This is a genomic window from Stenotrophomonas sp. AS1, assembly GCF_048957655.1.
Lineage (GTDB): Bacteria > Pseudomonadota > Gammaproteobacteria > Xanthomonadales > Xanthomonadaceae > Stenotrophomonas > Stenotrophomonas bentonitica_A.
Genome location: NZ_JARVXM010000008.1, coordinates 556,464 through 567,646, shown reverse-complemented (window position 1 = coordinate 567,646; position 11,183 = coordinate 556,464). Strand labels below are relative to the sequence as shown.

The following is an 11,183-nucleotide window of genomic DNA, read 5'->3' as shown; positions in this document are numbered from 1 at the left end:
CTAAGCCATGCGAGAGTAGGTCATCGCCAGGGTTTTTACCCGAAAACCCCGCTGCTCACGCAGCGGGGTTTTCTTTTTGTCCGCGATTCAGCGCCTGGCTCCGCCGCCTTCCGGCAACGCAGGCACGCCTCGCCGGTGTCTGGCGCAGCTGTCTGTAAAGCACGCCGCCATGCAGACGTATCGTCATGGCTGCTGATGACGGACAACTCCACGCCGCTGACCTGCGTGATTCTCGACGACTACCCGGGCGTGGCAATCTCGTCCGCCGATTGGTACCGGCTCGGCGATGCGGTGCAGATACGTACGCCGACGACGCCCCACACCGGGGATGCGCTGGTGACCGCACTCGCAGGATGCCGGGACACGGGGGGTGATGCGCATGCGCACGCCGAGCACCGCCGTGCTGTTGGCCATGCTGCCCCACCTGCGCCTGCTGATCCCCAGCGGCATGCGCAATGCCGCGATCGATGTCGCCGCCGCGAAGGCGCAAGGCCTGGCCGTGTGCGGAACCGACAGCCATCCCGAACCGGCCGTGGAACTGACCTGGGTGCTGATCCTGTCGGTGATGCGGCAACTGGTGCCGCAGGCGAACGCGCTGCGTGAGCAAGGACCGTGGCAGCAGAGCGTCGGTCGTGATCTGCACGGCGCACGCCTGGGGCTGCCCGGACTGGGCGGGATCCGCCAGCGCGTCTTGCGGATCGGCCCGGCAGTCGGCATGCAGGTCAGTGCGTGGCGTCCGAGCCTGGATGCCGGCCATGCAGAGGCCGCCGGCGTGAACCTCGCGGCATCGAAGCAGACGCCGTTCTCCAGCGAAACGTACTGGCGACGCCGCATCTGGGCGACGCCACCGAGCGCAACGATCGCGATGCCTTCAGCCAGGCGGTCGAAGGCATCGCCGCCTGACTGCAGGACGCGCCGCGGCGCGTGCTGGACTGACGCCGATCAGGCCACTGCGGCTGCGCGGTAGGCCTGTTCCTGATGGCGGAACACCGCGACCGCCTGGGTCAGGTCGGCTGCCTGCGCTTCCAGCAACCGCGCCGCTGCACTGGCTTCCTCGACCAGCGCCGCGTTCTGCTGGGTGGCATCGTCCATCTGCGCCACGGTCTGGTTGACCTGGTCGATGCCGGCCGCCTGCTCCTGCGACGCAGAAGAGATCTCGGCCATGATGCCGCTGACACTGGCGACGCGGGTCACGATCTCGCCCATGGTCTGTCCGGCGTCCTGGACCAGACGGGCGCCCTCGGCGACCTGCTCCACGGAGGCCTCGATCAGGCCCTTGATCTCCTTGGCCGCTTCGGCCGATCGCTGCGCCAGGCTGCGCACTTCGCTGGCGACCACGGCGAAGCCCCGGCCCTGCTCGCCGGCGCGCGCGGCTTCCACCGCCGCGTTGAGTGCCAGGATGTTGGTCTGGAAGGCGATGCCGTCGATCACCCGGATGATGTCGCCGATCCGGTGGGAGGCGCTCTGGATGGCGTCCATGGTGGTCACCACCTGGCCCACCACCTGGCTGCCGCGCGTGGCGACGTCATGTGCGCCGTGGGCCAGCGCGCTGGCCTGGCGCGCATGCTCGGCGTTCTGGCGGACGGTCGAGGTCAGCTCTTCCATCGAGGCGGCGGTTTCCTCCAGATGTGCGGCCTGGCGTTCGGTGCGCTCGGAGAGGTCATCGTTGCCGCTGGCGATCTCACTGGCGGCCAGCGAGATGGAGCCGGTGCACCGCTTGATCCGCTCGACCATCGCGGTCAACTGTTCGGCGGTCGCGTTGGCATCGCGTTGCATGGCTTGGAACGAGCCGTGGAAGTCGCCGCGCATGCGCTGGTCCAGGTCGCCGTCGGCCAGCGCGGAAAGCATGCGGCGGATCTCGCCGACCGTACCACCAACACTGTCCAGCAACTGGTTGATGCCGCCGGTCAGGCCATTGAGGAAGCCGGCGCCGCCGTCGGTGGCCTGCAGGCGACGATCGAGGTCGCCCTTGCTGGCCGCCTCGACGATGTCGGCCACGGCGTTCTCCAGCAACAGCTCGTGGGTACGGTCATGCCACTCCACCGCGAAGCCCTGCCGCTGGCCCTGCGCATCGAACACCGGCGTCACTACTTGGGCGAAATGCACCGGGCCGATCCGCACGCGGCCATGATGGGTGGCCATCAGGGTGTTGAGGATGCCGCGGATCCGGTCCGGGTTGGCATGGAAACGGTGGATGCTGCTGCCGACCAGGCGCTCGGCGTCGAAATCGGGGAAGGCCTCGCGCAGACTGGCCTGCTGGTTGCGCAGCAGCGTCACCACCGACTGGTTGACGTAGCGGATCACGTGGTCGTTGTCGGCAATCATCATCGCCGTGCGGGAGACATCCAGCGCCTGCCGCACCTGGGCATCGTGGGCGTGGTCGACGCTGTCGCGCGCCTGCGCGCGCGCCGCCTCTGCGGCCAGCGAAAGCGCTCGCGTCTCTGCCTGCCGCAGGGCATGACCCTGCTGCCTCACACGCAGCGCCACCAGGCCCAGCAGCAGCCCCGCGATCGCGACCGGAAGCAGCGCCCAGGGCTGCCGCTGCCAGACCGCAGCGATCACGGCGGCGACGATCAGCAGCCCTGAGGTGATCAGACAGGCCGCGTCCGCGAACGGTCGGGCCGTGCGCGTGCGCAGCAGATCGGGTGGGCGGGTCGAGGCAACGGGAAGGGCGGACATGGCGGCTCCAGAATCAACAGAAAGCAGAAATCCTGCGGCGCTCGCGCGCACAGGCGGGTGCCGCACCCCTCACCGGCGATCCCGATGGGCGCAGCAGCGAAAGGAAGCAGGGAGGCGCGTAGGGGGCACACAGCGAACGCCGCGTCGGCGGTGGCGATCACCGCCGGCATGGCCCGGTCCTGTGGGCGATGGCACGGCCAATCCGGCATTGCGACGACGTTCCCTGGAAGCCTGGGTGATGCGCGGCTTCGCAACGGCGGAGCAAGCGACGACAGTGCAGTCGAGAAAATCGCCTGCACCCTCGGTATCGGTCGCTGCCGGGATAAGTTGAGTGCGACCGTGTGTCGCACCGTGCAGGGCTTACCCGGCGAGGAAGCCCTGGATCACCTCGGCCACCCCCTGCGGGTGCTCCATGTGCAGGTGATGGGTGCCCGGGAACACGGCCAGGCGGCCTTCGCGCAACAGGCCGATGCGCTGGCTGCGCAGCGGCTCGGGGTAATACGGCTGCGCCGGCGTGGCGTAGATCACCTGGGTCGGGCACTCGATCGCGGCGAGCAGGTCGTCGATCTGCGCCTCACTCAGGCGCATCGCGGTGGGCAGCATCAGGCGTTGATCGCTGCACCAGCTGTACCCGCCCTCGACCGGTTTGACGCCACGTTCGACCAGCAGGCGCGCGCACGGCTCGCTGAGCTGGTTGGCCATCATGCGGGCGCGGATCGGCGCAGCCAGATCGGGGAACACACGCAGCCTGCGGGTGGACAGTGCACGCGCGGCGCGCACGTGTTCGCGAAGACGCTGTGCTGTCTCATTCTCCGGACCGCGCAGGCCGCCGAGCGCCTCGATCGCGATCAGGCGCTCCACGCGCTCCGGTGCGGCTGCCGCGGTGAGGCTGGCGATGCCCGCGCCCATCGAATGGCCGAGCAGCACGAAGCGATCCCAGCCCAGCGCATCGGCGACCTCAAGGACATGGCAGATCGCACCGGGTGTGTTGTATTGCGTGCCGGGCGGCAGATGCGCGCTGTGGCCGTGCCCGGGCAGATCGATCGCCACCAGCTCCAGCCCGGGCAGCTGCGCGGCCAACGGCACGAAGCTGGCCGCGTTGTCGAGCCAGCCGTGCAGCGCCAGCACACGCAGGCCACCGCTCACAGGCGACCGCAGGCCGGCCACGGTGGTGCCGGCAACCGCCAGGGAGAACGGCTGCAGGGTCATGCCAGCGCCGCGATGCTCAGTCGCGACAGCGCCAGTGCATGCGCCTGCGCATCGTTGAGGCAGGGGATGTAGCGCATGGTCGCGCCGCGCTGGGCCACGGTTTCGGTAAAGCCCATCGCCACTTCCTCCAGCGTTTCCAGGCAGTCCGTGGCAAAGCCAGGGCAGACCACGTCCATGCTGCGCACGCCGCTGTCCGCCATTGCCCACAGGGTGGGCTCGGCATAGGGCTGCAGCCACTTCTCGCGGCCGAACCGCGACTGGTAGGTCAACTGCCAGGCATCGTCGGTCAGCTCCAGGGCCTGCGCGATCGCCCGCGCACTGGCCTCGCAGCGTTGCGGATACGGATCGCCGGCATCGGCCAGGCGCTGCGGGATGCCATGGAAAGAGAACACCAGCTTCTCGCCGCGTCCGTGGTGCTCCCACCACTGGCGGATGCTGCCGGCGACGGCGGCGACCCAGTCCGGATCGACCGCGTAATCGCGCACCAGGGTCACGGTGACGCCGGGATGTGCCGGCTGCCACTGGCGCACCTGGTCCTCGATGGAGGCGGTGGTGGTGGTCGAATACTGGGGATACAGCGGCAGCACCACGATCCGCTTGATGCCCTCGGCGGCCAGCCGATCCAGCTCGGCCGGCAGCGCCGGCGCGCCGTAGCGCATCGCATGACGCACCCGCAGGTCCGGCATGAGGCCCTGCATGGCCTCGGCCAGCCGGCGGGTGTAAACCATCAGCGGGGAGCCGTCCGGCAGCCAGACCTGGGCGTACTTGGCGGCCGATCGACCACTGCGCAATGGCAGGATCAGCCCGTACAGCAAGGGTTTCCAGAACAGTGGCGGAATCGCGACCACGCGCGGATCGCTGAGGAACTCAGCCAGGTAGCGACGCACCGCCGGGGCGGTTGGCGTCTCGGGCGTGCCTAGATTGACCGCCAGCACGGCGGTGTCGGGTGCGTCGAGCATGTCGCCATTCTCGCAGGTCTGCGCGATTGGCGGGATGGATTTGGATGATGAACACGATCCAGCAGGCATATCGATAGCCCGGAATACTCATTGCCGATTCATCGCCGGGCTTCTAACGTCCAGAAGCGTATCGACCCCGGTCGAACGTGCCGCTATCTTGTATGAATCGACTTTCTGGAGCCCACCCATGCGCCGCCTCAGCCTTGTACTGCTGATCACCGCCAGCCTGCTGTCGACCCAGGCCATGGCCGGGCCACAGGAGGACCAGCGCGCCCGCAATGCCGTGCGCGTCCTGAATGAAATCCAGGGCATCCCCGAGCAGGGGATTCCCGACAAGCTGCTCGACGAAGGTCGCGCGGTCGTCGTCATCCCTGACACCATCAAAGCCGGCCTGGTGATCGGTGGCCGTCGCGGCCACGGCCTGATGTCGGTCAAGACGCCCGACGGCAGCTGGTCCAACCCGGTGTTCGTGAAGCTCACCGGCGGCAGCATCGGCTTCCAGGCCGGTGTGCAGTCCTCCGACGTGGTGCTGGTGTTCCGCAATGACCGCAGCCTGGACAATCTCGTCAACGGCAAATTCACCCTGGGTGCCGATGCCGGTGTCGCCGCCGGTCCGGTCGGCCGCAACGCCGCGGCCGCCACCGATGGCCAGTTGAAGGCCGAAATCTGGTCCTGGTCGCGCGCCCGCGGGCTGTTCGCCGGTGTGGCGCTGGATGGCGCCGTGCTGCAGATCGACGATGCCGCCAACCTGGATGCCTACGGCAGCAACACCACGCCGCGCATGGTCTTCGAAGGCCGCGTCGGCGAGCCGCCGTCGGTGGATGTGGTCGCCTTCCGTGACCGTCTGGAAGAAGCCACCTACACCGCCCGTGAAAAGCGCGGGACCGCAGGCAGTGCCCCGGCCCCCGCCCCGGCGCCGCGCGCGGCCACCGTGCCGGTTCGACCTGAACAGGCACCGGCCCCGGCCGCTGCGGGCGCGACCACCGCCCCGCTGCAGTCCGTGCCGGCACAGCCGGCCCCGCAGCAGGGCTTCCAGCCGGTCGGTGACGGTGAAGTCCGTACCGAATCGCTGGACGGCAACTGACTTTTGTCACGCGCGCCGGCTTACCGCCGGTGCGCTATGCTCAACCGTCTGATCACTACGTAACGCGAGCGGCTCATGGGCAGTTTCAGCATCTGGCATTGGTTGGTCGTGCTGGTCATCGTTCTGCTGGTGTTCGGCACCAAGAAACTGACCAGCGGCGCCAAGGACCTTGGCAGCGCCGTCAAGGAATTCAAGAAGGGCATGCGCGACGAGGACAAGCCGAACGCGCAGCTCAGCGACAGCTCGCGTCCGCAGGACTCGACGACGACGTCGCAGACCGAGCACGACCGCGACCCGCGCTGATCCGGGCGGCTTGGCGTGTTCGATATCGGTTTCAGTGAACTGCTGGTCATCGCGGTGGTGGCCCTGGTCGTGCTCGGCCCCGAGCGGCTGCCCAAGGCGGCCCGCTTCGCCGGGTTGTGGGTACGCCGTGCCCGCAACCAGTGGGATTCGGTGAAGCAGGAGCTTGAGCGCGAGCTGCATGCCGAAGAGATCAAGCGCCAGTTCGATGATGTGAAGTCTTCGGTACGCGATACCGAGTCGCAGCTGCGCGCCAGCGGCGAAGCGGTGCGCCGCGAGGCCGAGCAGATGCGCCAGGACGTGGCGCGTCACGGCGAGGGTGTTGCCGCCGCCGCGGACGACGCGCCGGTGATGACCGGCCCGGCGCCAGGTTCTCCGGCCAGCGTGGCCCAGCATGCGGTGGCGACCGATGAGGTCGAGCCGCCGCGCGATGCGATGGCCCCGCCCGGGATCGATGGCAGTGCGCCCCGTGCGGACGTGTCGGCACCGCTGCCGCCATCGACGGATACCGCGGCGCCTGCGCCCACGCGCACGCCGCCGAACGACGAGGCACCGCGATGAGCGAGCATGAAAGCAGCGAGAGCTCGCTGGTTGAACACCTGATTGAACTGCGTGCGCGCCTTGTGCGCGCGTTGATCGGCCTGGGCGTGGTGCTGCTGGGGCTGATGCCGTTCTCGCGTCAGATCTACACGATGGTCGCCGAGCCGCTGATCTCGCAGCTGCCGAACGGGCAGACGATGATCGCGACCAATCCGGCGGGTGCCTTCTTCGCGCCGTTGAAGCTGACCTTCTTCGTGGCGGTGTTCATCGCCGTGCCGTGGCTGCTGTTCCAGCTGTGGTCGTTCGTGGCACCGGGCCTGTATGCCCGCGAGAAGCGCCTGGCCGTGCCGTTGCTGGCCTCGTCGGTCCTGCTGTTCTATCTGGGCTGCGCGTTCGCGTACTTCCTGGTGCTGCCGGCGGTGTTCCACTTCCTGACCACGTTCCGCCCGGAGGTGATCGCGATCACTCCGGACGCAACGGCTTACCTGGATTTCGTGCTGGCGATCTTCTTCGCCTTCGGCACCAGTTTCGAGCTGCCGGTGGCGATGGTGATCCTGGTGCTGCTGGGCTGGATCACGCCGCAGCAGTTCAAGGAAGGCCGCGGCTACGCGATCGTCGGCATCTTCGTGCTGGCCGCGGTGCTGACGCCGCCGGACGTGGTCTCGCAGCTGATGCTGGCCATTCCGATGTGCCTGCTCTACGAACTGGGCATCCATGCGGCACGCTGGCTGGTGCCACGCCCCGGTGGGAAAGCACAGCCGGAGTGACGCACAAACAAAAACCCCGGCCTTGGCCGGGGTTTTGTGTTGATCAGGCGGCGAACACGTTGTTCGGGCCGGGCATCGGCGGCGGGGTCTGCGGCCCCTGCTGGCCGAACATCTGCTTCCACGCCGTGTAGATGGCACCGGCGAACACCGGCATCACCACGCCCATCAGCAGCAGCTGCGCGACGAACAGGGCGAGCATGGTGCCGCCGATCAGCTGCGCGATCAGGGCCACCAGCATCACGCCGAAGTAGATCGCAAACACCGCCACGAAGGCGAGCAGGAAGAACACCAGCATCGCCAGCACGTTGTGCAGGCAGGCGCGCAGGCTCAGGCGCATCGCCTGCAGACCGTTGCGGTGCTCGAACATCACCTGCGGCGGCAGGGTGAACAGCGCCAGCGCCATGGCCAGGAAGGTGACCACCACCAGCGCCAGCCACAGCAGGATGCGCATCGCCGGCAGGCTCGCCATCAGTTCTTCGATCTGGGCCGGGTCCGGCTGCGCGCCGGACTGGCTGATCGTGTTGAGCTGGACCATCACCTCGCTGAGGTGCTGCAGGCCGCTGCTGCCGATCAGCACCAGCAGCAGCACGCCCAGGAACAGGCCGGCCACCAGCTGCGGCAGCAGCGAGGCGAGCAGGTTCAGGGCGCGGCCTTCATGCAGGCCCTGCAGCAGGTGCGCAGGCTGCGCCACGCGGCCCTGGTCGACTTCGCGCACGGCCCAGACCAGGCCGCCGAAGAACAGCGGGCCGGCCAGTGCCATCAACAGCTGCGCCAGCGTGCTCAGCGCCGGGCTCACCATCGCCAGCGACATCACCAGCAACGCGGCCACGGCCCAGATCACGCCGAGCAGGCCCAGCGCCAGCGGCGCCTTGCGCAGCAGGGTGAAACCCGACACCAGCCATTCCGCGCCGGCGGAGGCCGGCAGCTTGCGAATCTCGCTCATAACATTCCGGGGACAGGGGAGGAGGCGCGAACGCCCGATTGCGGTCGATTATCCCTGTTTTCCCGGCGCGTGACCTGAAGGCCGCCCAGCGCGGCGCGGACGCTGCGTTGCGCCCGGTGCCTTGCCGGTGCTCGCCTCAGGCGTTGCGCGCTTGGCGGACGAAACGGCGCAGCAGTTGGCGGGCCAGCGGCGCGGCGCTGACCTCGCGGGCGACGCGGCGCGCGCAGCCGCCGTGCTGGCGGATGCACTCGGCGCGGGCGCGGACATAGCCGCGCATGTGGTGGGTGGCGAACTCGGGGTGGAACTGCACGCCCCAGGCATGCGCGCCCCAGCGGAAGGCGTGGCAGTTGTCCTGCGCCGAGCGCGCCAGGATCGCCGCGCCCTCGGGGGCGCGCAGGACCGTCTGCAGGTGGGTGGCGTGCGCCGGGAAGCGCGCGGGCAGGCCACTGAACAGCGGATCGTCGATCGCTGACGGATCCAGCGCCAGCTCGATCGTGCCCGATTCGCGGCCCGCCGGGTTGTAGGCGACTTCGCCGCCCAGCGCGTGGGCCAGCAGCTGGTGGCCGTAGCAGATGCCGAACACCGGGCGGTCGTCGTGGGCGGCATCGCGCAGCCATTGCGCGCTGCGCTCGCTCCAGTCGGCGCGGTCGGTGACATAGGCGGCCGAGCCGCTGACGATCACGCCGGCGAAATCGCGGTGGCTGGGCAGGGTGCCGCCGTGCTCGACATCGACCACCACGGTCTCGTCGGCGTCGAGCCCGGCCGCGACCCGGATCCAGTGCGAAAACCGCCCGTAGCGGCGCAGCGAGGCGACGGGTTGGCCGGTTTCAAGAATCAGGAACGGGGCGGAATTCATCCGGGGGAGGCAGGACCGAGAGGACTTCCTCGATTGTAGTCAGCCCTGCCGCTACCTTTTCAAGCCCTGCGCGGCGCAGGGTTCGTACCCCTTCAGCACGTGCGGCACGGTTGAAGGCGGCCAGATCCATGTCTGCGCGGATGTGCCGGCGCAGGCTGGAACCCAATGGCAGCAACTCATACAGGCCCACGCGGCCAAGAAAACCGGTGCGCCGGCAGTCGATGCAGCCGACCGGTGCATATGGCGTGGGTGCCTCAGGTAATGCCGCATCGGCATCAGCCAACACCGCCCATTGCTCGGCCGAGAGCACCGTGGGCACCTTGCAGTGGGTGCACAGGGTGCGCACCAGGCGCTGGGCCAATACCCCGTTGAGGGTGGAGGCGAGCAGGTAGTGCGGCACCCCCAGGTCCAGCAGGCGGGTGATCGCGGAGGGCGCATCGTTGGTGTGCAGGGTGGACAGCACCAGGTGGCCGGTCAGCGAGGCCTGCACCGCCATCTGCGCGGTCTCCAGGTCGCGGATCTCGCCGATCATGATGATGTCCGGGTCCTGCCGCAGCAGGGTGCGCACGCCGCTGGCGAAGTCCAGATCGATGTTGGTCTGCACCTGCATCTGGTTGAATTCCGGCGCGATCATTTCGATCGGGTCTTCCACCGTGCAGACATTCACGTCCGGTGTGGCCAGCCGCTTCAGCGTGGAATACAGGGTGGTGGTCTTGCCCGAGCCGGTCGGCCCGGTGACCAGCACGATGCCGTGCGGGCGCTCGACCAGGGCGCTCCAGCCAGCCGCTTCCTGCGGGCTGAAACCCAGCTGGTCGATGCTCTTGAACGCCGCATCCGGGTCGAAGATGCGCATCACGCACTTTTCGCCGAACGCGGTGGGCATGGTCGACAGGCGCATTTCCACTTCGCGCCCGCCCGGCGAACGGGTCTTGATGCGGCCATCCTGCGGGCGGCGACGCTCGGCCAGGTCCATCCGGCCCAGCACCTTGATGCGGCTGACCACGGCGGTCATCACGGCCGGCGGCACCTCGAACACCTTGTGCAGCACCCCATCGATGCGGAAGCGCATGCGGCCCATGTCGCGGCGCGGCTCCAGGTGGATGTCCGAGGCGCGCTGCTCATAGGCGTACTGCAGCAGCCAATCCACGATGTGCACGATGTGCTGGTCGTCGGCGTTGACGTCGCCGGCCCGGCCCAGCTCGACCAGCTGCTCGAAGCTGGGCAGGGTGCTGCTGGCCTCGCCCCGGACATCGCCGCGGGCGCCGCGTACCGAGCGCGTCACCCCGTAGAACTCCATGGTGTAGCGGTGCAGATCCAGCGGATTGACCATCGCCAGCTCGATCCGGCGGCGGCTCAGGTGCTGCAGGTCGCGCAGCCACTCCTGGGCCAGCGGTTCGCTGGTGGCGACCAGCACGCGCTCGCTGTCCACGGCCAGCGGCAGGAAGCGGTGGCGGCGGGCATAGGCATGGGAGACCAGGGCGGTGACCGCCGAGACGTCGACCCGGGTCGGGTCCACCCGCAGGTAGCGCACGCCCGCGCGCTGGGCCAGCCATTCGCTGAGGCGCTCCAGGCCGAGTTCACCGCCGCCGCTGGCGCCCAGCTTCAGGTTGGCCAGCAGAACCAGTGGATGGACCTCGCTGGCATTGCGTGCGCCCGGGGCGGAGAAGCGGATCCGCTCCAGATCGGCAGGGGCGACCAGGCCATCGGCGACCAGTGCTGCAGCGACCTGGTCGAAGTCCAGGCGGCCGTGCGGCAGGGGCACGGCCGGCGCAGGAACACGGGCAATGGCCGCGGGCAGGCGTGGATCCATCCTCCAATTCCCCAAGGCACGGAAGGCCCGTGCGGT

At 68.8% G+C, this 11,183-nt stretch carries 11 protein-coding genes; 5 read left to right on the top strand and 6 right to left on the bottom strand.

Translation table 11 applies throughout. The annotated features are described in order from the left end of the window. Positions 1 to 379: 379 nt before the first annotated feature. Positions 380 to 967: an NAD(P)-dependent oxidoreductase gene (locus tag PV764_RS17120; RefSeq protein WP_421117148.1), complete on the top strand. Its 588-nt coding sequence runs from the start codon at positions 380 to 382 to the stop codon at positions 965 to 967. Here the strand turns inward: PV764_RS17120 and PV764_RS17115 are convergent. The 3 genes from PV764_RS17115 to hemH form a co-directional block, all read right to left on the bottom strand. Beyond that, positions 943 to 2,679 (bottom strand): methyl-accepting chemotaxis protein, encoded by a 1,737-nt coding sequence (locus PV764_RS17115; protein WP_284128612.1) that lies wholly within the window; start codon positions 2,677 to 2,679, stop codon positions 943 to 945. The two genes, PV764_RS17120 and PV764_RS17115, sit on opposite strands and share 25 nt — an antisense overlap. A 360-nt stretch (positions 2,680 to 3,039) precedes the next feature. Continuing rightward, on the bottom strand, positions 3,040 to 3,888 hold the full coding sequence (locus tag PV764_RS17110) for an alpha/beta fold hydrolase (protein ID WP_421117147.1): 849 nt from the start codon (positions 3,886 to 3,888) through the stop codon (positions 3,040 to 3,042). After that, positions 3,885 to 4,847 (bottom strand): ferrochelatase, encoded by a 963-nt coding sequence (gene hemH / locus PV764_RS17105; RefSeq protein WP_019185584.1) that lies wholly within the window; start codon positions 4,845 to 4,847, stop codon positions 3,885 to 3,887. Before hemH ends, PV764_RS17110 begins: the two co-directional genes overlap by 4 nt. Before the next feature lie 187 nt (positions 4,848 to 5,034). Here hemH and PV764_RS17100 point away from each other — a divergent pair, with 187 nt between their 5' ends. From PV764_RS17100 to tatC, 4 genes are all read left to right on the top strand, one after another. Further along, positions 5,035 to 5,931, top strand: coding sequence for a lipid-binding SYLF domain-containing protein (locus PV764_RS17100; RefSeq protein ID WP_019185585.1), 897 nt, complete (start codon positions 5,035 to 5,037; stop codon positions 5,929 to 5,931). 75 nt (positions 5,932 to 6,006) lie between these two features. After that, positions 6,007 to 6,234 carry a Sec-independent protein translocase subunit TatA gene (tatA, locus tag PV764_RS17095; protein WP_019185586.1) on the top strand — a complete coding sequence of 76 codons (228 nt, stop codon included), beginning with the start codon at positions 6,007 to 6,009 and terminating at the stop codon, positions 6,232 to 6,234. Between the two features lie 15 nt (positions 6,235 to 6,249). Next, a complete protein-coding gene (tatB, locus tag PV764_RS17090) occupies positions 6,250 to 6,792 on the top strand; it encodes a Sec-independent protein translocase protein TatB (protein WP_399620392.1) in 543 nt (180 codons plus the stop codon). Then, positions 6,789 to 7,538 (top strand): twin-arginine translocase subunit TatC, encoded by a 750-nt coding sequence (gene tatC, locus PV764_RS17085; protein WP_019185588.1) that lies wholly within the window; start codon positions 6,789 to 6,791, stop codon positions 7,536 to 7,538. Before tatB ends, tatC begins: the two co-directional genes overlap by 4 nt. Positions 7,539 to 7,581: 43 nt before the next feature. Here the strand turns inward: tatC and PV764_RS17080 are convergent, their stop codons facing one another. The 3 genes from PV764_RS17080 to PV764_RS17070 all read right to left on the bottom strand — a co-directional run bounded on the left by PV764_RS17080 (position 7,582) and on the right by PV764_RS17070 (position 11,147). Beyond that, positions 7,582 to 8,481, bottom strand: a complete 900-nt coding sequence (locus tag PV764_RS17080) for a BPSS1780 family membrane protein (protein WP_266083394.1) — start codon at positions 8,479 to 8,481, stop codon at positions 7,582 to 7,584. Positions 8,482 to 8,617: 136 nt separating this feature from the next. After that, positions 8,618 to 9,337, bottom strand: coding sequence for a glutamine amidotransferase (locus tag PV764_RS17075; RefSeq protein WP_019185590.1), 720 nt, complete (start codon positions 9,335 to 9,337; stop codon positions 8,618 to 8,620). After that, entirely contained in the window at positions 9,309 to 11,147 is a 1,839-nt protein-coding gene (locus PV764_RS17070) for a GspE/PulE family protein (RefSeq protein WP_046272963.1), read from the bottom strand. The genes PV764_RS17075 and PV764_RS17070 overlap by 29 nt, the downstream gene beginning before the upstream one ends. Positions 11,148 to 11,183 lie beyond the last annotated feature (36 nt).